20 protein-coding genes are annotated in these 25209 nt (G+C 70.1%); 11 read left to right on the top strand and 9 right to left on the bottom strand.

What is annotated here, in order from left to right:
- Positions 1 to 168 precede the first annotated feature (168 nt).
- Positions 169 to 615: an ATP-binding protein gene (locus ABD798_RS00935; RefSeq protein ID WP_344870486.1), complete on the top strand. Its 447-nt coding sequence runs from the start codon at positions 169 to 171 to the stop codon at positions 613 to 615.
- Between the two features lie 206 nt (positions 616 to 821).
- On the opposite strand, the gene ABD798_RS00930 is transcribed toward ABD798_RS00935, so the two are convergent.
- The gene (locus ABD798_RS00930; protein WP_344870485.1) at positions 822 to 1241 is read right to left on the bottom strand and encodes an SsgA family sporulation/cell division regulator; all 420 of its coding nucleotides are present in this window, start codon (positions 1239 to 1241) and stop codon (positions 822 to 824) included.
- Between the two features lie 154 nt (positions 1242 to 1395).
- On the opposite strand from ABD798_RS00930, the gene ABD798_RS00925 reads away from it, so the two are divergent.
- Complete coding sequence (locus ABD798_RS00925) at positions 1396 to 2808, top strand: 3' terminal RNA ribose 2'-O-methyltransferase Hen1 (RefSeq protein WP_344870484.1); 1413 nt, start codon at positions 1396 to 1398, stop codon at positions 2806 to 2808.
- Positions 2805 to 5357: a polynucleotide kinase-phosphatase gene (locus tag ABD798_RS00920; protein ID WP_344870483.1), complete on the top strand. Its 2553-nt coding sequence runs from the start codon at positions 2805 to 2807 to the stop codon at positions 5355 to 5357. The genes ABD798_RS00925 and ABD798_RS00920 overlap by 4 nt, the downstream gene beginning before the upstream one ends.
- Positions 5358 to 5723: 366 nt before the next feature.
- Here ABD798_RS00920 and ABD798_RS00915 read toward each other — a convergent pair whose 3' ends face one another.
- The 4 genes from ABD798_RS00915 to ABD798_RS00900 form a co-directional block, all read right to left on the bottom strand.
- Complete coding sequence (locus tag ABD798_RS00915; RefSeq protein WP_344870482.1) at positions 5724 to 8486, bottom strand: tetratricopeptide repeat protein; 2763 nt, start codon at positions 8484 to 8486, stop codon at positions 5724 to 5726.
- A complete protein-coding gene (locus tag ABD798_RS00910; RefSeq protein WP_344870481.1) occupies positions 8483 to 10255 on the bottom strand; it encodes an HSP90 family protein in 1773 nt (590 codons plus the stop codon). The genes ABD798_RS00915 and ABD798_RS00910 overlap by 4 nt, the downstream gene beginning before the upstream one ends.
- Positions 10256 to 10473: 218 nt before the next feature.
- Positions 10474 to 11052, bottom strand: a complete 579-nt coding sequence (locus ABD798_RS00905; protein ID WP_344870480.1) for a DUF3558 domain-containing protein — start codon at positions 11050 to 11052, stop codon at positions 10474 to 10476.
- Positions 11052 to 11450 carry a hypothetical protein gene (locus ABD798_RS00900; protein WP_344870479.1) on the bottom strand — a complete coding sequence of 133 codons (399 nt, stop codon included), beginning with the start codon at positions 11448 to 11450 and terminating at the stop codon, positions 11052 to 11054. The genes ABD798_RS00905 and ABD798_RS00900 overlap by 1 nt, the downstream gene beginning before the upstream one ends.
- A 403-nt stretch (positions 11451 to 11853) precedes the next feature.
- Here ABD798_RS00900 and ABD798_RS00895 point away from each other — a divergent pair, with 403 nt between their 5' ends.
- Positions 11854 to 15315, top strand: coding sequence for a TM0106 family RecB-like putative nuclease (locus ABD798_RS00895; RefSeq protein WP_344870478.1), 3462 nt, complete (start codon positions 11854 to 11856; stop codon positions 15313 to 15315).
- A 125-nt stretch (positions 15316 to 15440) separates the two neighbouring features.
- Here the strand turns inward: ABD798_RS00895 and ABD798_RS00890 are convergent, their stop codons facing one another.
- Both ABD798_RS00890 and ABD798_RS00885 read right to left on the bottom strand, forming a co-directional pair.
- Positions 15441 to 15677 carry a hypothetical protein gene (locus tag ABD798_RS00890; RefSeq protein ID WP_344870477.1) on the bottom strand — a complete coding sequence of 79 codons (237 nt, stop codon included), beginning with the start codon at positions 15675 to 15677 and terminating at the stop codon, positions 15441 to 15443.
- 233 nt (positions 15678 to 15910) lie between these two features.
- Positions 15911 to 16510 (bottom strand): malonic semialdehyde reductase, encoded by a 600-nt coding sequence (locus ABD798_RS00885; protein ID WP_344870476.1) that lies wholly within the window; start codon positions 16508 to 16510, stop codon positions 15911 to 15913.
- Positions 16511 to 16622: 112 nt separating this feature from the next.
- Here ABD798_RS00885 and ABD798_RS00880 point away from each other — a divergent pair, with 112 nt between their 5' ends.
- Entirely contained in the window at positions 16623 to 16973 is a 351-nt protein-coding gene (locus ABD798_RS00880; RefSeq protein ID WP_344870475.1) for a winged helix-turn-helix transcriptional regulator, read from the top strand.
- Positions 16974 to 17047: 74 nt separating this feature from the next.
- The gene (locus tag ABD798_RS00875; RefSeq protein WP_344870474.1) at positions 17048 to 18262 is read left to right on the top strand and encodes a beta-ketoacyl-[acyl-carrier-protein] synthase family protein; all 1215 of its coding nucleotides are present in this window, start codon (positions 17048 to 17050) and stop codon (positions 18260 to 18262) included.
- A gap of 86 nt (positions 18263 to 18348) precedes the next feature.
- Here the strand turns inward: ABD798_RS00875 and ABD798_RS00870 are convergent, their stop codons facing one another.
- Complete coding sequence (locus tag ABD798_RS00870; RefSeq protein ID WP_344870473.1) at positions 18349 to 19104, bottom strand: response regulator transcription factor; 756 nt, start codon at positions 19102 to 19104, stop codon at positions 18349 to 18351.
- A 9-nt stretch (positions 19105 to 19113) separates the two neighbouring features.
- Entirely contained in the window at positions 19114 to 19422 is a 309-nt protein-coding gene (locus tag ABD798_RS00865) for a response regulator transcription factor (protein ID WP_344870472.1), read from the bottom strand.
- On the opposite strand from ABD798_RS00865, the gene ABD798_RS00860 reads away from it, so the two are divergent.
- From ABD798_RS00860 to ABD798_RS00840, 5 genes are all read left to right on the top strand, one after another.
- Positions 19414 to 19830, top strand: a complete 417-nt coding sequence (locus tag ABD798_RS00860) for an SDR family NAD(P)-dependent oxidoreductase (protein WP_344870471.1) — start codon at positions 19414 to 19416, stop codon at positions 19828 to 19830. The two genes, ABD798_RS00865 and ABD798_RS00860, sit on opposite strands and share 9 nt — an antisense overlap.
- A gap of 431 nt (positions 19831 to 20261) precedes the next feature.
- Positions 20262 to 21455: an HNH endonuclease signature motif containing protein gene (locus tag ABD798_RS00855; protein WP_344870470.1), complete on the top strand. Its 1194-nt coding sequence runs from the start codon at positions 20262 to 20264 to the stop codon at positions 21453 to 21455.
- Between the two features lie 6 nt (positions 21456 to 21461).
- Positions 21462 to 21878, top strand: a complete 417-nt coding sequence (locus ABD798_RS00850) for a nitroreductase family deazaflavin-dependent oxidoreductase (RefSeq protein ID WP_344870469.1) — start codon at positions 21462 to 21464, stop codon at positions 21876 to 21878.
- Positions 21879 to 22083: 205 nt separating this feature from the next.
- On the top strand, positions 22084 to 24795 hold the full coding sequence (locus tag ABD798_RS00845) for an ATP-binding protein (RefSeq protein WP_344870468.1): 2712 nt from the start codon (positions 22084 to 22086) through the stop codon (positions 24793 to 24795).
- Positions 24796 to 24909: 114 nt separating this feature from the next.
- Positions 24910 to 25194, top strand: a complete 285-nt coding sequence (locus ABD798_RS00840; RefSeq protein ID WP_344870467.1) for a DUF6355 family natural product biosynthesis protein — start codon at positions 24910 to 24912, stop codon at positions 25192 to 25194.
- Positions 25195 to 25209: the final 15 nt, after the last annotated feature.

Below are 25209 nucleotides of genomic sequence, written 5' to 3'. Positions count from 1 at the left end.
GCTTGATTTCACCCTGCACTGAAGAAATCACGGGCGCAGAATGCAAGGCCCGGGAGCGTGCATGTTGCAGTGCCCGAATGGGCTAACCAGACCCGCCTTCAGGGCGAAGGACGGGGTTGGCAAGATACGGCTCTCGGCAACGGGCACGGTGACGACGGAAGGACCCGGGTGAACTCTGACACCGCACAGGTCGACGACCTCCAACTCATCGCGCTGCCCAGCGCAGTGAACTGCACGGACCTCTTCGTCCGGTTCACCTTGAGCGAGTGGTCGCTGCGACCGATGGTGGAGGAGACCAGCCGCGCCGCCTGCCAGCTCGTCGCCGAGAAGGTCGACGACGCCGACCCCAAGGCGCCCGGCCTGGTCACCGTGCGGCTGCTGGTCAGCGGGGACCGCCTCATCGTCGAGGTCGACGACGGCAGGCTCGTCGCGCACGAGCTGCCGCTGCCCGCCGGGCTGACCGGTTCCTCCGTACCGCTGCCGCGCCGCGAGCGCAGGCGTTCCCGTGCCGCGGAGCGCATCGCCGCCGAACAGCCCGAAGACGACTCCGAGATCGGTCACGAGGTCATGCAGCGCATCCTCTACGGCCTCAACAACCGCGAACAGCGCGACTAGCGCCTGTCCTGCGAGTGGTTGCGCCGTGTGTTCCGGTCACGGTGCCGCCGGGGTTGGGGCGTCTTCAAGACCCGCAAACCCACCTGTTGATCATCGTTAACCGCCGCAAACCACGCGGTCCTGCGGGGTTTGCTGTCGTTGGAGACGGTGGGCGTGGGGGTTGGGCGGTCTTGAAGACCGGCGAACCCCGGTGCCACCGGCCGGGGCTACTGCTTGGCGTCGCCGCTGAGCATGGCCATTTCCTGGTCGAAGTCGAACCAGCGCGATTCCTGGCCCGGCTCGACAAGCTCGTAGGTCTCGTTGAGGAAGTCGACGAGGTCTTCGGGGTCGGCGCCGAAGCGGGCCTGCCCGGCGGGCGTGGTGAACTCCAGCACCACCACGTCCAGCTCGTCCATGACGGGCCAGATCCGCACGTCGCCCTCGCCGGCCTCGGCGAGCAGTCCGTCGGCCAGCAGGTCGCGGGCGAGGATCCACTGCACGCTCTGGTCGCCGTAGGGGTTGAACAGCACCTGGATCGCGTACGGGTCGCGGGTGGAGTAGCTGAACTCCACCTCGACGGCGACCGGCGTGGAGGTCAGCAGGTCGAACATCGCGGCGGAGCGGATCTCGGTGTGTTCGCTGTTCATGGCCCTCGTCCTTCCCTCGCCCTTGCTGGCGGCACGGACGTGACGACGGGGTTCCCCGACTCTGACGCGGTTCGACCCACGTCACACCCGATCGTGGCAACGGTCCCGAGAAAATGGGCTCCGGCCTCACCGGGCCGAGTGACAGACTGCGGCGGTGTTGTTGACGATCTCCTCCACCGCCGAGCACGCGAGCGACCTGGGCTTCCTGCTGCACAAGCACCCTGAGAAGGCCCAGACGTTCGCCGTGTCCGGCGGCTCCGCCCACGTCTTCTACCCGGAGGCCACCGACCGGCGTTGCACCGCCGCGCTCCTGCTGGAGGTGGATCCGGTCGCGCTCGTGCGCGGCCGTCGCCCCAGCGACGGTTTCTCGTTGACCCAGTACGTCAACGACCGGCCGTACGCGGCGTCCTCGATGCTGGCCGTGGCCATGGGCAAGGTCTTCCGCACGGCCATGTCCGGCCAGTGCAAAGCCAGGCCGGAGCTGCCAGGACGACCTCTTCCTCTGGAGATCAGGATTCCCGTGCTGCCCTGCAAGGGCGGGGCGGACGTGGCGCGGCGCGTGTTCGAGCCGATGGGCTGGGCCGTGGACGCGCGGGCGGTGCCGTTGGACCCGGAGATCCCGGCGTGGGGCGACTCCCGCTACGTCGACCTGACGCTGACCGCGGAGATCCGGCTCGCGGAGGCGCTGAACCATCTCTACGTGCTGCTTCCCGTGCTGGACAACACCAAGCACTACTGGGTCAGCACCGACGAGGTCGACAAGCTGATCCGCGCGGGCGAGGGCTGGCTGGCGGCGCACCCGGAGCGCGAGCTGATCACGCGCCGCTACCTGGCGCACCGCCGGGAGCTGGTGGTCACCGCGACCGGCAGGCTCGCCGAGGTCGACGACGCCGAGCCGGAGTCGCTGGACAACGCGGTTCCGGAGTCCGAGGCGGAGGTGCCGGAGCGCAAGGTCTCCCTCGCGCAGCAGCGGCGCGGTGCCGTGCTCGCGGCGCTGCGGGCCGCCGGAGCGTCGCGCGTGGTGGACCTCGGTTGCGGTGAGGGCGCGCTGCTGCGGGACCTGCTGGCGGACGCGTCCTTCAGCGAGGTGCTCGGCGTGGACGTCTCGCACCGCGCGCTGCAGATCGCCGCGCGCAGGCTCCGCATGGAGCGCATGCCGGACCGCCAGCGCGAGCGCCTGACGCTGGCGCAGTCCTCGCTGACCTATCGCGACGAGCGGCTGCGCGGCTACGACGCCGTGGTGCTGGTGGAGGTCGTCGAGCACGTCGACCCACCTCGGCTCGGCGCGCTCGCCGCGACGGTATTCGGGCACGCACGCCCGAGCACGGTGATCGTGACGACGCCGAACGTCGAGTACAACGTGCTGTACGAGGACCTTCCCGCAGGCACGATGCGGCACCGCGACCACCGCTTCGAGTGGACTCGCGAGGAGTTCCGAGCGTGGGCGTCCGGTGTGGCGACGGCGCACGGCTACGGCGTCAGGTACTTGCCCGTAGGACCTGAGGACCCCGCATTGGGGTCGCCGACGCAGATGGCCGTGTTTTCCCTTCTGGGGGTGGAGAAATGAGCACACTAGAGGTTCCTGAGCTGTGTTTGGTGGTGCTCGTCGGCGCCTCCGGTTCGGGCAAGTCGACGTTCGCGCGGGAGCACTTCGGTCGCTTCGAGGTGATCTCCAGCGACATCTGCCGGGGCTTGGTCGCCGACGACGAGAACGACCAGGCCGCGAGCGCTGACGCCTTCGACGTCCTGAACTTCATCGTGGGCAAGCGGCTCACGGCCGGGCGGCTGACGGTGATCGACGCGACGAACGTGCAGCCCGAGTCGCGCAAGAAGCTCGTCGAGCTGGCTCGCGCGCACGACGTGCTGCCGGTGGCGATCGTGCTCGACCTGCCGGAGAAGGTGTGCCACGAGCGCAACGCCTCGCGGCCGGACCGCGACTTCGGCGAGCACGTGGTGCGGCGTCAGCGCGCGCAGTTGCGGCGGTCGCTGCGCTTCTTGCAGAAGGAGGGCTTCCGCAAGGTCCACGTGCTGCACAGCGAGGAGGAGGTCGCGGAGGCGAAGATCGTCCGCGAGCGCCTGCTCAACGACTTCAAGCACGAGACCGGACCGTTCGACGTGATCGGTGACATCCACGGCTGCCGCTCCGAGCTGGAGAGCCTGTTGGTGTCGCTGGGCTACACGATCACCCGGGACTCGGTGGGCCGCGCTGTCGACGCCGCGCACCCTTCGCGGCGCGCGGTGTTCGTCGGTGACCTCGTCGACCGCGGCCCCGACTCGCCCGGCGTGCTGCGCCTGGTGATGGGCATGGTCGGCGCGGGGCACGCCTTCGCCGTGCCGGGCAACCACGAGAACAAGCTCGTGCGCGCCTTGCAGGGCCGCAACGTGCAGGTGACGCACGGGCTCGCGGAGACCTTGGAGCAGCTGGCCGGGGAGAGCGAGGAGTTCCGCAAGGAGGTCCAGGAGTTCTGCTACGGCTTGGTCTCGCACCTGGTGCTGGACGGCGGAAAGCTCGTCGTCGCGCACGCCGGGCTGAAGGAGTCCTACCACGGCAGGGCTTCCGCGCGCGTGCGAAGTTTCGCGCTGTACGGGGATTCCACGGGCGAGACCGACGAGTTCGGCCTTCCGGTGCGGTACCCGTGGGCGGTGGACTACCGGGGCAAGGCGATGGTCCTCTATGGACACGTGCCGACGCCGGAGGTCGAGTGGATCAACAACACGCTGTGCCTCGACACGGGCTGCGTGTTCGGCGGCAAGCTCACCGCGCTGCGCTACCCGGAGAAGGAGGTCGTCTCCGTCCCAGCCGAAAAGGTCTGGTACGAACCGACAAAGCCCTTTCCAGCGTCCGCAGTGGACGCTGCTCCGGCGCGTCGAGACCCTGACGCGCTCGACGTCACGGACGTGCTCGGCAAGCGCGTGGTGGAGACGGCGCACCACGGCCGGATCAGCATCAGCGAGGAGAGCGCGGCCGGAGCCCTTGAGGTGATGAGCCGCTTCGCCATGGAGCCGAGATGGCTGCTCTACTTGCCGCCGACCATGGCGCCGAGCGCCACGACCGCGCTGCCCGGCCTACTGGAGCACCCGACCGAGGCCTTCGACGGCTACCGGGCCGACGGCATCGCGCAGGTCATCTGCGAAGAAAAGCACATGGGCTCGCGCGCGGTCGCCATCGTGTGCCGCGACGAAACCGTTGCGGCGTCTCGGTTCGGGGCACGCAACGGGGCCACGGGCGCGATCTACACGCGCACCGGCCGCCCGTTCTTCGACGGCGACATGACCGAGCGGTTGCTGGCCCGGCTGCGCTCGGCCGTGGCGACGGCGGGGTTGTGGGCGGAGCTGGGCACCGACTGGCTGATGCTGGACTGCGAGCTGCTTCCCTGGTCCGCCAAGGCAGAGGACCTGCTGCGCAACCAGTACGCCGCCGTCGGAGCTGCCGCTCGCACCGCGCTGCCCGTCGCAGTATCCACTTTGGAGAGTGCGGTGGCTCGCGGGGTCGACGTGACCGCGCTGCTGGCGCGGACCACATCGCGGTCGTCGAACGCCGTCGCCTTCACCGAGTCCTACCGACGGTACTGCTGGCCGACCTCGGGCCTCGACGGCATCTCGCTCGCGCCGTTCCAGGTGCTCGCGACCGAGGGGGCGACCTACCACGACCGCGACCACTCCTGGCACCTCGCGATCGCCGATCGGTTGGTGGAGGCCGATCCTGAGCTGGTGCGCCGCACCGCTCGCCTGCTCGTCGACACCACCGACCCGGAGTCGATCGCGGCCGGGACCGCGTGGTGGGAGTCCCTGACCGCAGCGGGCGGCGAGGGCATGGTCGTGAAGCCGCACGCCAACCTCAGCCGTGCCCAGCGCGGCCTCGCGCAGCCGGGCGTGAAGGTCCGAGGGCGCGAGTACCTGCGGATCATCTACGGCCCGGACTACACCGAGGAGGTCAACCTCTCGCGGCTGCGCGAAAGACGCTTGGGGCACAAGCGATCCATGGCGCTGCGCGAGTACGCGCTCGGCCTGGAGTCCCTTGACAGAGCCGTGCGCGGAGAGCCGCTGTGGCGCGTGCACGAACCCGTGTTCGCCACGCTGGCCCTGGAATCCGAACCCGTGGACCCGCGCCTGTAGGTGAAGTCCGCGAAGGGCCCCGCCGAGATTCCGGCGGGGCCCTTCCGCAACTAGGGCTCGTCCTGTAAGTGGTTGCGTTGTGTGTTCCGGTCACGGTGCCGCCGGGGGTTGGGGCGTCTTCAAGACCAGCAAACCCCGCTGTTGATCATCGTTAACCGCCCCAAACCCTGCGGTGTTGCGGGGGGGTTTGCTGTGGTTGGAGACGGTGGGGTGGGGGTTGGGTGGTCTTGAAGACCAGCAAACCTGATGACTGACAGGACAGGGCCTAGCTGTGCGAGGCGCGAGTGGCCATCGACTACAGGCTTGAGATCGCGACCCCGCTGCCGCCCGCCGAGGTCGCGAGCGCGCTCCGCGAGGTCATCTGGCTCAGCCGCGCAGTTCGGCCAGCAGCGCCTCGATCTGCTCGCGCTGACCGGCGGCCTCCTCCGGCACGTCGGCGAGGGCGGCGGTCAGCACGGTGATCGCCTCCTCGCGGCGCTCCAGGTTGGCGAGCAGCCTGCCGCGCATGACCTCGGCGATGACGGCCTCGGCGGTCGCTTCGAGGGCGCGGAAACCCTTGATGGCGACCAGGGTCCGGTTGAGCGCGACACCGAAGTCGCCGACGTTGGCGAAGATCCGCGCGCCGTCGTAGTTGAGCAGCGTGCGCTGCCACAGCGCGTGCGGATCGTCCTCGGGGAGCCCGTCGGCGAGACTGTCCGCAGTGGACAGTTCGGCCATGCTGCGCTCCATGTTCTGCGCCCAGTGCCAGGAGAGCGCGGCCTCCCTGCGGTTGGCCACCTCCTCCAGCCGCATGTCCCCCGCGGCGTCGCAGGCGTCCGCGGCGGCCGAGTAGTGGGCCCCGGCCTCACCGTCGCGGTCGAGCCGGTCGAGGATGACGCCTCCGTTGGTGAACATCTGCGCGGCGGCGACCATGTTGCCGGTGGACACGAAGTGCGCGGCGACCTGGTCGAGCAGATCGACGGCTTGGCCGGGCTGCCCCAGGTTCTCGTAGGCCTTGGCGAGCAGGAAACGCGCGCGGAAGATCTCATCGACGTCGCCGGAGCGCTCCAGCACGGGCAGCGCCTCCTCGGCCGCGTCGGCGGCGTCGGAGAACTGCTCGTTGTTCAGCGCGGCCGCCGCGAGGTCGACACGCACGTTCGCGGCGTGCACGGGCTCCCCCGCATTGCTGAACACCGCCACGGCGTCGGTGAGGTGGTCGACCGCGTTGTCGAAGCGGTTCTGGTCCAGCGCGACGCGGCCCCGCGTGTGCAGGACCGCCGCGCGCAGCAACGGCGACGTGCTGTGCGCGGCCTCGGCCAGCAGCGCGTCGGCGGCGTCGAACTCGCCGGAGCCCGCGCGCAGGTTGGCTGCCATGAACTGCGCCTGCCGGATGCGGTCGGTCCCGGGAACGCCGCTGTACAAGGAGATCGCGCGCTCGGCGGCGGCGAGCCCGTCGGGCATCGCACCGCGCTGCACGAGCAGCGGCGCCATGGCCAGGACGATGTCCGCGAGCAGTTCGGGATCACCGGCGGCCTCGGCGAGCTTCTCCGCGCGCACCAGCAGATCCCATGCCTCGTCGAACTCCTGGCGCAGCTGGTGGCAGGTCGCCAGCCGGGACAACGCGCGGACGAGCTGGTCGGTCTCTCCCTTGTCCGCCAAGCCGTCCACGGCCTCGGCGGCCAGCGGCAGGCCCTCGTCGTCGCGGCCGAGCAGGCAGCGGATCATGCCGATGCGGCTGCGCACCGACAGCGCGAGCGCCCCCTCCCCCGCCTCGGTGAACAGCTCCAGCGCGCGCAGCCAGTGCCGCTCGGCCTCCTCCGGCTCCTCCCGCGCGGCGTGCGCGCCGAGGCCGGTGACGCGGCGGGCGAGCAGCACGGTCGTGGGCTCCGGGCACAGCTCGTCGAAGCGCTCCCACGCCAGCAGCGAGGCTTCGTCGTTGTCCCGCAGGAACTCCAGCTCCGCCAGGTCGGCGAGCGCCGTCGGGTCCACAATGGACTCAAGCTCGGTCGTCCGCAGCGGTTCGGGTTCGGTCTCCTCCAGCAGCTCGGCGCGGCGGGCCACCCCGGACAGCGGCAGGTACTCCACGACGGACGCGCTACCGATGAACAGTTCCAGGCGCTCGCTCTGCTCGCTGGTGCCGTTGCGCGCGTCGAAGCGCGCGGCGATCGCCCGCGCGCGCTCCGCCAGCTCGGCCAGCAGGGCGCGGACCTCGACCTCGCCGCCCTCGCGCTGCACTGTGATGTCCTCGTAGCCCGCTTCGACGAGCTGGGTGAGCAGGTTCGCCGCCGAGCAGCAGAACCACATCTCCGACGACGGCGTCGGCGGCTCCTCCAGCCAGCCGATGTGCCGCTCCAGCAGTTCGAGGCCACGGGAGTGGTTGCCGGTCAACGCGCAGAAATGGATGTGCGTGCCGATCGCGTGCAGCTCACCGCGGTCGTGCTGCAGGGCGCGGTAGGCCCTGCGATGCGCGTCGACCGCCTCCTCCAGCCGCCCGGTGCGCAGGTACGGCAGCAGCAGGTTGGTCAGGATGCCCTGCGGCTGCTCGGAGCAGTCGGAGTCGCTGACCAGCGCGGGCTGGGCGACCGCGACGGCTTCCTCGTCCATGCCGAGCCGGACGAGGTGGACGACCTTGGAACTGGGTTCGCAGCGCACGCAGTCGGCCATCCCGTCACGCGGAGCCGCGTTCCACATCCGGTACTGCTCGCGCGCGGTGCCCAGGTCGCCGACGTGGCGCGCGAGCTGCTCGCGACGCTGGTGCACCGGACTGAGCCCGTGCCCGGCGGCCTTGTAGCGGCGCTCCATGTCGTCGAGCACGGCGTGCGCCCGCTCGAGCGGGACCTCCGGGAACTTCGTCATCGATCCCGCGATCCACTTGAAGTACCAGAACAACTGGTGGTCGAAGCGCGGGTCCGCCTCACCGCGGTCGTACGCGCTGAGGCACCAGGAAAAGGTGACGAACGCCTTGGACGGCTCCGCGCCGAACTGGTAGCACCGCGTGGCCAGGATGCGGCCCGCGTACTGGAGGTCCTTCCACATGTTGGCGTCGGCGTGCCGGACGATCTCCTCGGCCGCGGCCGTCGCCGAGGGGCCGAAGGGCAGCCGCCACGCGGCCGTCATCATCTCGTCGAGCTGCTGATGCGTCATGCTCACGGCTGGTCCTCCAGGGGAACGGCCTGGTCGAGCAGGCCGAGGAAAGAGCGGTTCAGCAGGGCGGCGTCGGCGGGGCGGATCGGGTGGTACCCGAGCAGCAACGCCTGGCCGTACAGGGATTCCACGGCGAGTGCGACCTTCTCCGGCTCGCGCAGCGCGCACACGCGGCGCACCAGGGCGTTGCGGTGGTTGAGCACCAGCTGCGGGCGGTCGTCGGTGGGCTTGTCGAAGGCCGCGAGCACGCCCGCCCACAGCTCGTCCACTCTGTCCTTCGTGGACCGCAGCTCGGCCTGGAACGCGGCGGCGCGGTCCACCAGGTACAGCACCGGCAGCGACGCGGGCTCGAAGGAGCGCAGCACGACCTCGCAGCCGAGCTGGTCCATGGCGCGCTGCGCGGTGGTCAGGAACGGCCGCAGCTCCAGCTCGGTGGTGGAGGGCACCGAGTCGAAGCGGGTCATCAGGTCCGTGGGCTCCAGGCGCCGCACCGACTGCTCCGGGTCCAGCAGCGGCAGCCTGGCGATGATCTCGGAGTCGTAGGTGTAGCCGCCGTTGACCACCGCGAGGCCCTGCGCGGCGGCGACCGCGGCCATCTGCCGGAAGTCGTCGGTGGTGAGCGTGTAGCGCACGTCCCCGTGGCGGGCGCGGAAGTCCGCGAGCGTCATCCTGCCCACGTTGGTCTCCATCGGCATCCACTGCTCGACCAGCCGCAGCATCTCGTCGTCGTGCAGCGCCAACGCCTTCACGCCGAGGTGGTGGATCTCCAGGAACCGGCCCAGCCGCGCGGGATCGGTGCGCGCCAGGCCGACCAGCCAGCCGCGCAGGTGCTCGCCGAGCGCCTCCCGCGTCGAGTCCAGCAGCCCGTCGGCGTACAGCGCTTCACGGCTCGCCGTCGGTCGCAGCTCGCCCGCGTCGACGACGCAGCGCGCGAAGAAGGCCCACCCCGGCAGGAGGCTGTCGGAGCTCTCCGTCAGCAGCATCCGCTTGAGGTACACGCGGTGCCCCGCGTGCTCGGCGGGGTTGGCCGGGAACGGCAGCACGTAGGCCACGCCGGTCAGCCCGGCCTCCGGCACGTTCAGGTCGATCACGTCGAAGGGCGTGAAGCCGAGCACGTCCTGCGCGTGGCCCACCAGGTCTGCCATGCGCTGCCCGGGGGCTCGATCGTCCTTGCGCCAAGGGGTTCCCGTGCCGCTGACCGCCTTGCCCTGGACGGTGACCGTGAACGGCAGCATCGATCCGAAGAGCGCGCACAGCTCGGTGACCGTGTCCTCGGCGAACCACTGCTCCGAGCCCTGCCGCGCCGTCAGCTCCACCGTCGTCCCCGGCGCCTCGCGCTCGGCCGGGCCGATCCGGTAGGTGCCGTCCGAGCGCCCGACCCACTCCACCGCCGCACCGCCCTCGACCGAGCGGGTGATCACGCGCACCTCGTCGGCCACCAGGAACGCCGACAGCAGGCCGATGCCGAACTGGCCGAGGAACTCGTGCCTGGCGAAGCCCAGCTGGTCGCGCTTGGAGCTGCGGCCGATCGTCGCCAGCAGCTCGTGCACCTGCTCCTCGGTCAGGCCGACCCCGGTGTCGGTGATCGTCAGCGTCCGATCCTCGATCACCACCGCGATCTCCTCCGGCGCCTCCCCGTCCACCGCGCGCCTGGCGGTGACCGCGTCGACCGCGTTCTGCATCAGTTCCCGCAGGTAGACGCGAGGGCTGGAGTACAGGTGGTGGCTGAGCAGGTCAACGACGCCGCGCAGGTCGACTTGAAAGGTGCGGTTCACAGTCGCCTACCCTAGGCCGTGCACCCCCGCGCAGGCGCCCGCTTTCAGCTTCTCCAGGCCCGGGGCGGTTCGCCGGTCTTCACGTCCCGCACACCCCCCCCGCCCCAGCGGCCTCCCACGACGACACGCCATCGGAGCCGTCCGGGTAGGGGGCGGTTGACGATGATCGAAAGCGGGGTGTGGTGGTCTTGAAGACTGCCGAACCCCGGCGTCGCCGCTCAGGAGCCCGCCTTCAGCTTCTCCAGCACCCAGGTCGCGACCCGGTCCGACGCCTTGCACGGCTGCTCGTAGTCGGGATTCGGCTGGTGCGTGACCGCTTGCACCTTGAAGGCGACCAACGGGGCGATACCGACCGTGGTGAAGCACATCCCGACCGGCGTCGCCCGTCCGACCGGTTTGACGTTGTCGGTATGGATCGCCGGATAACCGCCGATCGTGGTCTCGGCGAAGTAGCCCCAGCCCCGGTTCTGGTAGGCCGGACCCAGTCCAGCGCCCTTGTCCAGCAACGACACCGCGATCCCGGTGTCCATCGACCTGTCGGCCTGCCACACGCAGTCAGGGCCGAGCGGCGAAGCCTCGACCTTGCCCGGATCAGCGACGATGCCGATCGTCACCAGCTGTTCACGCGAGAGCAGATCGCACGGATTGGCGAGAAACCTCTTGAAGGACAGCTCCAGCTGCGTGATCGGCGGCGGGACCGTGCTGTCGGCACCTCTGACGAACTCAGTCGGCTGCCCGACGGTGACCTGACCGCATGCAGCCAACACCAGCAGGCAGCACAACGCCCAGCGCCGCATCACACCCCCCGGCCGAACTTGCGACGGTTCCGCGCCTCGGCGTCCTGGTAGATCTTCAGCGTCGCCTCCAGCTTCGCGATCATCGCGTCCAACTGCGTGATCGCCGCCTTGTTCGCCCAAGCGTAGCCACCGGGCTCATCACCCAGTCGTCGCATGATCACTTCGACTGCCGCAGTGCTGTAGGGATCTTCGGGCTTAGGCACATCCCTAAGACCTTCGTGGAGTCGACTGATGCTCGCGAGCTTCTCGCGGGCTTCTCTCAGTGCGCGGATCAGTCTCGGGGCGCCGTCGGGGTCGACGGTGTAGCCGCCGCCCGTGCCGGGACCACCGAGGGTGACCTGCGGAATCTCCGCTGCTTCGTAGGCGGATCCGCCCTGTTCCGAACTCGTTCCCGACACGCCTGCGCCTCCCCGCGGTGTGCACCTCGTGCACCACTCAAGCAGAGAGGCGGCACCCTGACCCGGCCGCGAGCGCGGAACGCGGCCGGGTCAGGGCCCCTGGCCGGGCCGGTCGGTCGGCGAGATCCCGCCGCGTCGCCGCAGCGGTCGGGTGATCTTCCTTGCCGGTGCCGAACGGCCCACGAACAGTGCTCGACCGCACCGGCCGCGCAATGTCGGCCAGTACCGGAAAACCCGTGTGCGGAACGGTTTCCGCTGGAGAAGATGACCACGCTACCGGCGATCGGCACGGGTGGGACAGCAGCGAACGGGGGAACGTGCGCGGGTGGGATTCGGCCCCTCGCACCAACATCACCGGTGCCCGCCGAGCGGGTGTCGCGGGGCGGGGGGCAGACTGCTGGCGATGCTCAGCACAGCCGACGGACTCGTCCTCTCCCCGACCGACCTGGTCGATCTGATGGAGTGCGACCACCGGAGCCTGCTCACCCACGCGCTCGCGACCGGCCTCCGGGGGGCGCCGAGGCCGGATCCGAGCGGGGCGCAGCTGGTGGCCAAGCACGGGCTCGCGCACGAACAGGCGGTGCTGCAACGCTTCCGCGCGCGCCACGGTGCCGGGGTGATCGAGATCGAGCAGCCGGCGCCGACGCCGGGGGCGTTGCACAGGGCGGCGGAGCAAACGCGAGACGCGCTCAAAGCGGGCGCGCTCGTGGTCTACCAGCCGGTGTTCTACGACGAGGGCTTCCACGGCCGCGCGGACTTCCTGGTACTGACCAGCACGGGCGAGTACGAGCCCTATGACGCGAAGCTCGCCAGGCACGCCCGCCCGGCGGCGGTGCTCCAGCTGACGGCCTACGCGGACGCGCTGGCGCGGGCGGGGCACCCGGCGGGGCCGGACATGCACCTGATGCTGGGCGACGGAACGCAGCACACGTTGCGGGTGGCGGATTTCCTGCCGTTGCTGACGCACCTGCGCTCGCGGCTGCGCGAGCGCCTGGCCGCGCCGGTGGAACTGCCGGAGCGGCTGTGGGCGGACGAGCGCCCGGCGTGCGCTTCCTGCCGCTTCGCCAAGCACTGCGAGAGCGGGCGCACGGAAGCCCGCGATCTGTCGCTCGTCGCGGGGATGCGCACGGATCAGCGGCGCAAGCTCGTCGCGGCGGGCATCGACACGATCGACGCGCTGGCGGTCGCGACACCGGAGGATCGACCGTCCACTTTGTCCATCGGGACGTTCACCGGGCTCCGCGCGCAGGCGACGTTGCAGATCCGCCAGGACGCGACGCGCACGGAGGACGACCCGGTCGGCGAGGTGAGCTACGAGATCGTCTCCCCGGAAGCGTTGGCGGAGCTGCCCGCGCCGAGCCCGGGCGATGTGTTCTTCGACATGGAGGGCGATCCGTACGCGCTCGGTGGAACGGGCCTGGAATACCTGTTCGGCGCGGTCACCGGTTCACAAGAGACCTTCACGCCGTTCTGGGCCCACACGCGCGCGCAGGAGAAGAAGGCGTTCGAGGACTTCGTCGACTTCGCCCGCGAGAGCCTGGCCGAGCACCCGGGCGCGCACGTCTACCACTACGCGCCGTACGAAACTTCGGCGCTGAAACGCTTGGCAGCACTGCATTCCACGCGTGAGGACGAGGTCGACGAGCTGCTGCGCGCCGGTGCGCTCGTCGACCTGTACGCGGTGGTGCGCAAGGCGTTGCGGGTCTCGCAGCGGTCGTACTCGATCAAGTACCTCGAACCTCTCTACATGCCGACCTCACGCGCGGGTGACGTGCAGACGGCGGCGTCGAGCATCGAGGCCTACGAGGACTACCTGTCGCTGCTGGAGCACGAGCCCGAGCGCGCGGCGAGCGTGCTCGCGGCGATCAGCGACTACAACGAGTACGACTGCGTGTCCACGCACCGGTTGTACGAGTTCCTTTTGCGCGCGCGGGAAGAGGCGGGGATCGAGCCCGCTCCGCCCGTCGAACTGTCCTTTTTGGACGCTGCGATCGAGTCGGCGAACGACGAGCAGGCGGCAGCCCGCAGGGCCGAGCGCGCGGCGCGGCTCGCGGCCATCGTCGAGCCGCTGGTGGCCGATCTCCCGGACAGCCCCGCGCACGCCAGCGACGACGAGCGCTCGCGGGAACTGCTCGCCGCCGCCGTCGGATACCACCGCAGGGAGACCAATCCGGCGTGGTGGGACTTCTTCCGCCAGGTCACCTCCGCCCTGCCCGACCTGGAATCCGACAGCAAGTGCGCGGTGCCGGTCTCGGTGTCGGTCGAGAACTGGACGATGCCGTCGGGGCGCGTCAAGACGGCCAAGCGCGTGGTGCGCGCCTCCTGCGACCCCGAGCGCCCGCACCCGTTCTCCGTCGGTGACAAGGTCCGCCTGCTCTACCAGGGCTGGACCCGCGACGCGGAGGTGCAGGAGGCCGGGACGGACGCGATCGTGCTCCAGGAGAGCGCGCGCCCGGACGAGCTGGACCAGCGCGCGGTGCCGGTCGCGGTGCTCCCGGGCAGCCCGGTTCGCCCCAGTCCCAAGGACGAGGCCGTCGCCGAGCTCGCCGAACAGGTCGTGCGGCTGCTGCCGCTGCTGCCCGCGCACCCGGGCGTCGACCTGCTCGGCCGCACGCCGAGGCTGCGCGGCGGACGGCCGCTGCCCGCGCCGGGGCCGGACCTGGTGGAGACGGTGATCAGCGCGGTCGACCTGCTGGAGAACTCGGTGCTCGCGGTGCAGGGGCCGCCGGGCGCGGGCAAGACGTACCTGGCCGGGCGGCTCATCGCGCACCTCGTCGGCAACGGCAAGAAGGTCGCGGTCACCTCCACCAGCCACAAGGCGGTGGAGAACGTGCTCAGCGCGGTGCGGCGGACGGGCGCGGCGGTCCCCTCGGCCAAGCGCCCCAAGAAGGCGGCCGATCCGGCGAACCCGTGGGAGCAGCCGAAGAGCAACACCGCGCTGGCGAGCTGGCGGGCCGATCACCCGAACGGGCACCTGGTCGGCGGGACGGCGTGGACGTTCGCGAACGCGGCGCTGCGCGCGGACCCCTTCGACGTGCTGATCATCGACGAGGCCGGGCAGTTCGCGCTGGCCGACGCGCTCGCGGTGTCCACGTGCGCCCGCAACCTGGTGCTGCTCGGCGACCCGCAGCAGTTGCCCCAGGTGGTCCAGGGCACGCACCCGGCGGGGGCGGATGCGTCCGCGCTCGGGCACCTGATCGGTGAGGCCGACGTGATCCCGCCGGGGCTGGGCTACTTCCTGGACCAGTCCCGCCGCATGCACCCCGAGGTCTGCCGCCCGGTGTCGGAGCTGTCCTACGCCGGCAGGCTGCACGCGCACCCGTCGGCGGCGAGCCGTGAGCTGGCCGGGGTGCGGGCCGGGCTGCGCCTGCGCACGGTGGAGCACCGCGACAACATCACCTGTTCGGTGGAAGAAGCGCGAGCCGTGGTGGAGATCGTGTCCACGGTGGTCGGCCGCACCTGGACCGACGGCGAGCCGCGCCCGCTGACCTCGGCGGATGTGATGGTGGTGGCGCCGTACAACCTCCAGGTCCGCGTGGTGCGGCGGGAACTGGAGGCGGCGGGGCACGGTGACGTCCGGGCGGGGACGGTGGACCGCTTCCAGGGCCAGGAGGCGCCGGTGGTGATCGCGACGATGACCTCCTCGACGGCGGTGGACCTGCCGCGCGGATTGGATTTCCTGCTCTCGCGCAATCGGTTGAACGTGGCGCTTTCCCGAGCTCAGGCCGTGGCGGTGCTCGTGTGCTCACCACGGCTGGCCGAGGCGGACATCCGCACGGTGGACCAGATGAGGTTGATCTCGGGAATGCTCGGCCTGCTGACCAATACCATCCCCTGGCCGGACACCAATTCCCCGAAAGAGTGATGCGAGGACATTGTGCCGCACATTCGCACAATGCAAACGTTGCACTCGCATTCGGACGCCGCACAAAAGAAAGAGCCCCGTCCGCGCATCGATCGCGGAGGGGCTCGGGCACGAGCTGGGAGCCGTCAGGGCGACGGCGGCCACGCGGCGGCACGGGGGCGGCGGGAGGCGGGCTCGGGCGCGAGCGGGCGGCGAGACCTGGGAGAAGTGATCACGCCGGAGGTGAACCAGAAGTTGCCGTGCTGACGGGTCTTGGCGGCGACGCACGCGAGGAAGCAGCTCGCGTTCTCGCACTGGGAGCGGCAGCTCGCCCCTTGCCTGGATATCCGCGCCGCGCTCACGTTCGTCTCCTGGTTGCCCACTGTTCCCGCTCCTCTTTCCGATTCCCCCATTGCCCCTCGAAAAAGGTGGCAGGAATCAAGGGCAGCGTCAAGCAACCTTAACCTTCGCTTGATAACACTTGGCGCAGCTTCGATTTTCGGTCTCAACCAAATGTAAAGAAGGTCACTTTTAAGACATCAATACGAGGATTACTCGAAAGTAACCGGGCGGGGGCGCGCGGGAGGCTCGCCGCCCCCGCCGGGGAAGCCGGACATCAGGCCAGGGTGACGACCTCGTCGTAGTCGAGCCGGGGCAGGCGGTCGAACCACGGGTTCTCGCCGGGCTTGCCGATGTTCACCACGAGGATGGACCGGTGGCGGCCGTCGGCGAAGAACTCGCCGTCGACGCCCGCGCGGTCGAAGCCCGCCATCGGCCCGGCGGCCAGGCCGGCAGCGCGCACGGCGAGCAGGAAGTAGCCGGCCTGCAGCGCGGAGTTGAAGTCGGCGGTGTGGGTGCGCGAGACCTCGTCGCCCGCGAAGTGCTCGCGCATCCCCTCGATGACCGGGAACAGGCGCGGCAGGTGCTCGTGGAACTCGGTGTCGGCGGCGAGCACCGCGACCACGGGTGCCGTCGAGGTCTTGGCCCGGTTGCCCTCGGCCATGTGCGGGGCCAGGCGCGCCTTGGCCTGCTCGGTGCGCAGGTAGAGCACGCGCAGCGGGTTGCTGTTGACGGCCGTCGGCGCCCACTTCGCCAACTCCCAGATGGCGCGCAGTGTCTCGTCGGGCACCGGCTCCGGGCTGAACGAGTTGGCGGTGCGCGCCTCGGTGAACAGCAGCTCCTGCGCGGCCTTGTCCAGCTCCAGGTGCTCGCTCATCTCAGGGTCTCCTCGGGCTCGACCGGATCGGTTATCCGGAGTCACTCTGGAAAACGTAGCACTACTAGATTCGAAGCGGCTACCCGTTCAGTAGTTCAGATAAGCTGAGGTCGTGCCCAGAACCCGCAAGGACGCCCCCAGCTGTGACGGGGACCTCTCCCGCGCCTTCGACTTCCTGGGCAAGCGCTGGAACGGCGTGATCATCGGCACGCTGGCCTCCGGCCCGGCCGGGTTCGCCGAGCTCAAGCGCGCGATCACCGGGATCAGCGACTCGATGCTCTCCGACCGGCTCACCGAGCTGACCGCGGCGGGCTTGCTGACCAGGGAGGTCAGCCCGGGACCGCCGCTGTCGGTGAGCTACCGGCTGACCACCAGCGGCGAGAACCTCCAGCCGGTACTGCAGAGCCTGGCCGACTGGGCGGCGGCGAACCTGCCGGAGAAGGCCTGCCGCGAGCGCTGCTAGGCCTCTCGCACGGGCACTGCCAGGGCTCAAATACCCTGGAGCCGAACGAGCTCGGCTCACCAGAAGGGCGATCGATGACCGACGCAGTGATCACCGGCCTTGGCGCGACCACACCGCTCGGCGGGGACGTCGCCTCCACCTGGGCGGGGTTGCTGGCCGGGCGCTCCGGTGCCGCCGCGCTGACCGACGAGTGGGCTGAGCCGCTCAAGGCGCGCATCGCGGCGCGGATGGCGCAGGACCCGACCGAGAAGATCGACCGCGTCGTCGCGCGCAGGATGGACCGCTCCACCCAGGCGGCGCTCGTCGCGGCGCGCGAGGCGTGGGCGGACTCGGGTCTGTCCGAGGGGGACGTCGCGCCGGACCGCCTCGCGGTCGTGGTGGCCACCGGCATCGGCGGCATCAACAGCCTGCTGGAGAACGAGGAAGCGCTGCGCACCAAGGGGCCGCGCCGGGTCTCCCCCCGCATGATCCAGATGATCATGCCGAACAGCAGCGCGGCCGTGGTCAGCCTGGAGTTCGGCGCGCGGGCCGGGGCGATCACGCCGGTCAGCGCCTGCGCGTCCGGGGCGGAGGCGGTGGCCCACGCGCTGGACCTGATCCGGCTCGGCCGCGCCGACGTGGTGATCGCGGGCGGCACCGAGGCGTGCGTGAACCAGCTGACCATGGCGGGCTTCGGCCAGGCGCAGGCGCTGTCCACGCGCAACGACGAGCCGGAGACCGCCTCGCGGCCCTTCGACAAGTCCCGCGACGGCTTCGTGCTCGGCGAGGGCTCGGCGATCCTGGTCATCGAGCGCGCCGAGTTCGCCGCCGCGCGCGGCCGCACGCCCTACGCGCGGCTGGCCGGGGCGCGCGTCACCTCCGACGCCTACGACATGGTCGCCCCCGCCGAGGAGGGCCAGGTCAGGGCCATGCGCCACGCGCTCGCCGAGGCCGGACTGTCCGAAAAGGACATCGTGCACGTGAACGCGCACGCCACCTCGACCCCGACCGGCGACGGCAACGAGGCGCGCGCGATCCACGAGGTGTTCGGCGACGCCGCGCTGGTCTGCGCGACCAAGTCGATGACCGGGCACCTGCTCGGCGCGGCCGGGGCGCTCGAAGCCGTCGCGACCGTGCTTTCGGTGCACCACAACGTGGTTCCGCCGACTCCGACCCTGGTGGACCCCGACGACGACCTGCCGGTCGAGGTGACCAGGGCGCAGGCGCGGCAGATGGAGGTCCCGGCCGCGCTGAGCAACTCCTTCGGCTTCGGCGGGCACAACACCGCGCTGGTGTTCACCTCGGTCTGAAACTCCCCTTGGGCCAGTGCCGCGCGGCCACCGGATGCGGTTGGTCGCGCGGGCCCTACGGCGAGGCGGTCACGACGCTGGCCGGGCTACTGGGCTTCCACCCGCCCAGCCAGGCGGAGCGCGAGCTGCGTCCTGCTGGTGCTGTGCGTCTTGGCGAGCGCCCGCGAGAGGTGCTTCTTCACGGTGCCGAGTGAGATGCCCAGCTGGAGCGCGATCTCCTGGTTCGGGTGCCCCTCGGCGGCCAGCCGGGCGACCAGGGTTTCGCGCTCGGTCAACGGGGTGTGCCGCGTGTCCGCTGGTGCCGGGTGCTGGCGCAGGAACGGCACCAGCATCTTGGAGAGCTTCGCCAGCACGGCGCGCTCGCGCGGGGCGTTGTCGGTGTAGACGCACAGCCCGAGCCCGCCGCGCGCCCCGGCGTCCGTTGCCGTGTACAGCACGTCGCCGACCTTGCGCGGGCCGACGTAGCTGTCCACGTAGTGGCGCACCGCCTCGTCGGTGTCGGCGGGCACCTCGGACGCGGCGATGGTGTCGCGGCGCATCAGGCCGACACCGATGGCGGGGCCGAGCGGGTGGTGGTCGCCCCAGCGCTCGATCACCTCGTCGACCAGGCTGGGCCGGATGTTGTGGTCGAAGGGGACCCTGTGCATGTTGACCCGGCCCGCGCGGAAGTCGCTGAAGTCGGCCGGGGAGAGCTGGAAGATCATCGAGCGCCAGCCGAAGCCGCGCGCCAGGTGCTCCACGATGGTCGCCGGGAAGCGTTCGGCCGTGTCCAGCCGCTCAACGGCCTCCAGGATCCGGAACATCGCGCGGTAGTCGGCGGCGTCCAAGGGCTCCGCGTGCATGCGCGGAGCTTACTCCGAGCGGGTGATCGCCGCGCGCAATTGCGAACGCCGGGCAACGCCCAGCTTCGGGAAGACCTTGTGCAGGTGGCGGCCGACCGTGCGGGGGCTGAGGAACAGCCGCTCGCCGATCTCGCGGTTGCTCAGCCCGGCTGCCGCGAGCCGCGCGACCTCCCACTCCTGCGGGGTCAGCTCGGTCCCGGTCGCCCCGGTGGGCGCGCCGCACGCGCGTAGTTCGGCGCGGGTCCGCTCGGCCCAGGGGACGGCGCGGAGCCCGTCGAACAGCTCGACGGGTTCGCCGCCGGAGTCGCTTTGGTTCAACGCACAGAGCCGACGCCCACCATCACGCCGTCGGCCACGCGGCGCTTCACCGGCAAGGTCGTCGTGCTCACCGGGGCCACCAGCGGCATCGGGGGCGCGGCAGCCGTGCGCTTCGCCGCAGAGGGCGGCAGGGTCGGCTTCTGCGGCAGGCGCGAGATCCGTGCTGCGGGCGGCGAAGCCATGTACGTGCGCGCCGACGTTCGCGTTGAGTCGGACGTGCAACGCTTGGTCGACGAGGTCGCCTCGGCCTACGGCGGGCTCGACGTGTGCTTCAACAACGCGGGCATCACCAACCAGAAACCCTTGCACGAGTTCACTTCCGCCGAGTGGGACGACGTCCTGTTCCTCGCGATGAAGTACCAGATCCCGCACCTGCTGCGGCGCGGCGGCGGCAACATCGTGGGGTGAGCGGGACGGACCGGAGCGCTTACGCGGGCTCGCCGGAATGGGGGCAGTGGGGTTTCTTGGTCGGGTACGGGTGGGGTTCCAGCTTGGCTTCCGGATCGCGCCGGTTCCAGCGTGGGGTCGGCTTGACCTGGGGCCCCTTGCGCGTGCCCCTGGGCCTTACAGGGGCACGGGATGAAACACCCGGCCCTCGCGCGAGCGTATGGCACGCGCACCCCAGGTAAAGCCGACCGTTCCAGCCGCGTGTCGCGTTTTGTTTGGGGCGCCTGGGCTGGGTGTCGCTGGGAGTTAGTCCATTGTGGACGTTACTCGAATGCGCTCGGTTGGCTGCTGGGGGTATCACGGGCTGGAACCGTTGGTGGACAGGGGAATCACCCGCTGGTACTTCGCCATTTCCGTCTCCTCTTTCTACTATTGAAGGAGGAGGGGAACATATGGAGATCACTGATTTTATAGATCATCTCACAGGGTTTCAGCCGTATCAGTTGCCGGAGGAAGAGATCCTGCCGATGGTGCGGGAACTGGAGACGGTGCAGCGGATGGTGGTCGCTGTCATGGCCGACCTCGCCGCTGAGGCCGAGACCCGGAGTCTGCATGTGGTGCACGGGTGCCGGAGCTTGGCGGTGTTGTTACGGGACACTCTGGTCCTGTCGCCGTATGAGGCCCGGCGTCGGGCGCGGTTGGTGAAGGAGCTGCCGTCCCTGCCCGAGACGGCGAGGGCGTTGCGGGAGGGCGATATTCAAGCCGAGCACGTGTTCGTCATCGCCGATACCCTGCGTGCCCTGCCCGTTGAACACCGTGACGATGCTGAGCGGGAGTTGGCTAAGCATGCCCGGACGTTGAACCACAAGGAGTTGGAGAAGGCCGGGAAGTATGTGCGGGCGTTGCTGGACCCCGACGGCGTCTTCGCGGAAGAGCAGGACAGCATCGCCAAACGCGGCTTGAAGGCGCATCAGGACGCCAACGGGAACACAGTCATCCGAGGCGTGCTGGACCCCGAGGCGGGTGAGGCGTTCATGACCGCGATGCAGTCCCTCGCGACGCCCCGCAAGGACGACGACCGGACACCCGAGCAGCGCAACGCCGATGCCCTGGTCGAGCTGGTGCGGGTCGCCATGGCTAGCCAGGCGCTGCCGATGCAGGGCGGGGAACGACCGCAGGTGATCATCACGATCTCCTACCAAGCCCTCCTCGCCGGGCTCTCGGTCGGCTGGACCTCCTGGAGTGGACCGCTGTCGGCACAGTTGGTGCGCAAGATCGCCTGCGACTCCACCGCCATCCCGATCGTCCTCGACGGCAACGGGATACCTCTGGACTACGGGCGAGAGAAGCGGACCGCGCCGAAGGCACTCCGGAAGGCACTGGCGGTGCGGGACAAGGGGTGTGCCTTCCCGGGCTGCGACCGGCCCCCGGCATGGACGGAAGCCCATCATGTCGTGCACTGGATCAACGGGGGCGAGACGAGCCTGGGCAACATGGTCCTGCTGTGCTCGCATCATCATCACGTCATCCACCAGCAAGAGTGGGAGATCGTCTTCGAGGCGGGGTTGCCGGTGTTCCTGCCGCCCGCCTGGATCGACCCGGCACGCGAGCCACGCAGGAACATCCGGCTCGCGGCAGCGTTGTGAATGGCTATGACGGACAGCCGCAGCTACAACGAGAAGGTCATCGACGAGTTCCGCAGCAACGGTGGGGTGATGAGCGGGAACTACGCCGACGCGCCGTTGCTGCTGCTGACGACGGTGGGGGCGCGCAGCGGGCAGGAGCGGACGTCGCCGGTGCTCTACCTGGCGGACGGGGAGCGGTTCGTGGTGTTCGCTTCCAACGGGGGCGACGCGCGGCATCCGGCCTGGTACCACAACCTGGTGGCCAACGGGCGGGCCGTGGTGGAAGTGGGGGCGCAGCGGTTCGAGGCGGCGGTGGAGTTCACCTCAGGGGCCGAGCGCGACGAACTCTTCGCGAAGCAGGTCGCGGTCAACTCGGCGTTCGGGGACTTTCAGCGGCGGACCTCGCGGACGATTCCCGTTGTGGCGCTCTCTGTACGTTCGTAGAGGATGTAATCCTTCGCCCACTGGACGGTAGCCGCAGGTCAAGGGCACGGTTACTCGGGTTCCCGTCGGCTGTCAAGTGCCGAACGTAATCGCGCGAGATTCAGGTACAAAATCCAAGATTCCCCTAGTTCCATTGCGGGTCCGAGCCCGTCCGGCAACTCTGGGATGGGCTGGAACACCTGGGGCCGTGAACTGGGGTAGTCGTATGCAATTCAGTGTGCTGGGTTCTCTCGAAGTGGTGGACCGCGGAGTGGTGGCGCCCCTCAAGGGGACCAAGCAACGCGCGGTCCTCGGCTACCTCCTGTTGCACGCCAACGAAGTGGTGGCGACGAGCAGGCTGCTCCGGGCGCTGTGGCCGGACGACGTGCCCTCGACGGCGCGGAAGATGGTGCAGAACGCGGTGTCGGGGTTGCGGACCGTGCTGGCGTCGAACTCCGACGGGACGCACACGCCGCTGTTGCTGACGCACGCGCCTGGATACGTGCTGCGGGTGGAGCCGGAGCGCATCGACCTGTCGCGCTTCGAATCGTTGGCGCAGGCGGGGCGCGTGGCGCTCACGGAGGGCCGGGGAGACCAAGCGGCGCAAGCGTTGCGGGAAGCCTTGGCGCTGTGGCGCGGGCCGGTGCTGGCGGACCTGGTGGAGACCGGGGTCACCTGGCCGGAACTGGCGAAGCTGCGCGACATGCGGGTCTCGGTGATGGAGGACTACTTCGACGTCGAGCTGGCGCGCGGGCGGCACCCGGACGTGCTCGGCGAGCTGGAGCCGCTGTTCGAGGCGGAGCCGCACCGGGAACGGCTGTGCCGTCAGCTGATGACGGCGCTCTACCGGTGCGGGCGGCACGTCGACGCGTTGCAGGTCTACCGGCGGACGCGGACGGCGCTTGTCGACGGGCTCGGCCTGGAGCCGGGGCGCGAACTCCAAGAGCTGGAGCGGGCGATCCTCGACCACGACGCCGCGTTGCAGTTGCCGCAAGGGGCCGCATCGGTGACGCCGCTGGTGATCCCGGAGAAGCAAGCACCTCCGAGGGCACTGGCCGCGGTGGTCAACCTCCGTCAGGAGCCGGAGCCCAGCGCGACCGGCCTGGTCGTGGAGCCGTGCGCGGAGCGCAAGCTCGTCAGCGTCATGGCGGTGGCGCCCCGGCAGCCGACGGGCAAGGACCCGGAAGACGTGGACCAGACCTTCCTGGACATCAGCGTGACGGTGCGGGCAGAGGTCGAGCGCGCGGGCGGAACGGTGATCGGCGCGGTCGGGTCGGTGCTGCTCGCGGTGTTCGGGGTGCCGAGGACGCGCGAGGACGACGCGACCCGCGCGGTGCGGACGGCGCTGACGATCAGGGACCGGCTCGTGGGGCAGGACCCGGCGGCGCCGAGCGGGGCGGACCTGCGCATCGCGATCGCGACCGGCGAAGTGCTGGCGAAGTTCCGGCCGGGCGAAGCCGCTCCAATGGTGGCGGGAGCGGTCGTGGACAGCTGCGTGCTGATGACGACGGTGGTGCGCTGCGGGCCGGTGTGGGTATGCGACACGACGCGGCAGGCGAGCGCCCCGTTGATCGTCTACTCCACGACCTCCGAGGTCCCCGCGGTGTGGAAGGCCGAAGCCGTGCGGGAGAAGCCGGTGGTGGGCGTCGGGCGGCACACGAGCGTGCCGTTCCTGGACCGCGAGCGGGACCTGGAGCTGTTGCGCGCCACCTTCGCCCAGGTGCGGCGCAGGCAACGGCCGCAGCTGCTGACGGTGCTCGGCGAAGCGGGGATCGGCAAGACGCGACTGCTCGCGCAGTTCTCCGAGGACGCCAAGGTGATCAGCGCGCGCGTGCCGTACTTCGGCGAGGACATCACCTCGCGGACGTTGACCGAGCTGGCCAGGGCGTGCGTCGGCATCGAGCACGGTGACTCGGCGGCTGCGGCCGAGACGAAGCTGAACCGCCTGACGCACAAGCTTTTCGGGCCGGGTGAGCCCGCGAAGCGGACGGTGGCGGGCCTGCTGCCGCTGACCGGTTTCCCCACGCGGCCGTGGCACCTGGTGGACTCGGCGGAGACCTTCGCGGCGCTGCGCAGGCTGCTGGAGGAGCTGGCGGCGGAGGAGCCGCTGGTGACCGTGGTCGAGGACCTGCACCGTGCCGACGACGAGCTGCTGGAGTTCGTCGCGGGGCTCTCCGACGGCGTCGGACCGGTGCCGCTGCTGGTCGTGGCGACCGCACGACCGGAACTGTTGGAACGGCGGCAGGGCTGGCACGGCGGCGCGCGCAACGTCACCACGATGACGCTGGACCCGTTGTCGGAGCACGCTGTTGGCGAACTGCTGGACTCGATGCTGGACGACGGGACCGCGCACGGCGGTTGGTCCGCGCAGCACCGGCGGGCGCTGGTGGGGCGCGTCGGCGGAAACCCGTTGTTCGCGATCGAGTACGCGCGCATGATCCGCGTCGGTCGCTCGCGAGAGGACTTGCTGCCGCCGAACCAGGTGCGCAGTGTCGTGGCCGCGCGGCTGGACACGTTGTCGGTCGCGGAAAAGGCCGTCGTGCAGGACGCGGCCGTGTTCGGCGAAACGGTGACCGCTTCGGCGCTGGCAGCCGTGGGCGGGCACGACGAGGTCGACGGAATCGTGCAGTGCCTTGAACAATTGGAGCGCCGCGAAGTCCTGCGCAGAGTTCGCACCCGCGGAATCGGCGGCGAGCAGGGATACGTGTTCTGCCAAGCGCTTGTGCGCGACACCGCCTACGCGCAGCTCCCCCGCGTCGCGCGCGCGGAGAAGCACCGGAACGCCGCGGCCTGGCTTGACGGCGTCGCGGCCGAGCACGGCGAGGATCTGCGCGAACTGCACCACCGGCACGTGGCGGCCGGACTCGGTGGCCCGCCCGCGCCGATCACGACGATCGCCCCCACCCCGGAGTGGAGCAGGATTCGAATTCCTTCATAAACGGAATTGTCCCCAAAAATGGTCACTTGTCGCCCTTTTGCGGGGTCAGTTTAATTTTCACCCTCAAGCGGTCATCTCGACCGGATGCAATTATTTTTCATGGGGAGAAAAGCCGTGCTCAAGGGCATCGCAATTCTGGGATCTGCACTGGCCGTCGCCGCGGGCGTGACGGCACCGAGCGCCATCGCCGCGCCGGCACCCACGCCGTGCGGCGGGTACTCCACCCTCGGCTACCTGCACTACAACCACTGCGACCCGAACACCCGCGTCATGATCTGGGTGGACCGGATCAACATCGGGCCGTACAAGGACTACGCGAAGTGCGTCGGCTTCGGCGACCACCGCATCGGCCCCAAGCCGGAGTTCATCGACGCGTGGTACCACGGCAAGACCTGCTGATCGGTCGCATCGGGG

Source organism: Allokutzneria multivorans, assembly GCF_039537405.1.
Lineage (GTDB): Bacteria > Actinomycetota > Actinomycetes > Mycobacteriales > Pseudonocardiaceae > Allokutzneria > Allokutzneria multivorans.
Note: the sequence above shows the minus strand (reverse complement) of the source record. Positions and strands in the feature narration are given on the sequence as shown.

Excerpts from the sequence above, each read along its gene's own strand:
- ABD798_RS00930 (WP_344870485.1), bottom strand. The coding sequence starts at position 1,241 with ATGAACAGCGAACACACCGAGATCCGCTCCGCCGCGATGTTCGACCTG.
- ABD798_RS00885 (WP_344870476.1), bottom strand. The coding sequence starts at position 16,510 with ATGAGCGAGCACCTGGAGCTGGACAAGGCCGCGCAGGAGCTGCTGTTC.
- ABD798_RS00845 (WP_344870468.1), top strand. The coding sequence starts at position 22,084 with ATGCAATTCAGTGTGCTGGGTTCTCTCGAAGTGGTGGACCGCGGAGTG.
- ABD798_RS00895 (WP_344870478.1), top strand. The coding sequence starts at position 11,854 with ATGCTCAGCACAGCCGACGGACTCGTCCTCTCCCCGACCGACCTGGTC.
- ABD798_RS00920 (WP_344870483.1), top strand. The coding sequence starts at position 2,805 with ATGAGCACACTAGAGGTTCCTGAGCTGTGTTTGGTGGTGCTCGTCGGC.
- ABD798_RS00870 (WP_344870473.1), bottom strand. The coding sequence starts at position 19,104 with ATGCACGCGGAGCCCTTGGACGCCGCCGACTACCGCGCGATGTTCCGG.
- ABD798_RS00855 (WP_344870470.1), top strand. The coding sequence starts at position 20,262 with ATGGAGATCACTGATTTTATAGATCATCTCACAGGGTTTCAGCCGTAT.
- ABD798_RS00905 (WP_344870480.1), bottom strand. The coding sequence starts at position 11,052 with ATGCGGCGCTGGGCGTTGTGCTGCCTGCTGGTGTTGGCTGCATGCGGT.
- ABD798_RS00875 (WP_344870474.1), top strand. The coding sequence starts at position 17,048 with ATGACCGACGCAGTGATCACCGGCCTTGGCGCGACCACACCGCTCGGC.
- ABD798_RS00850 (WP_344870469.1), top strand. The coding sequence starts at position 21,462 with ATGACGGACAGCCGCAGCTACAACGAGAAGGTCATCGACGAGTTCCGC.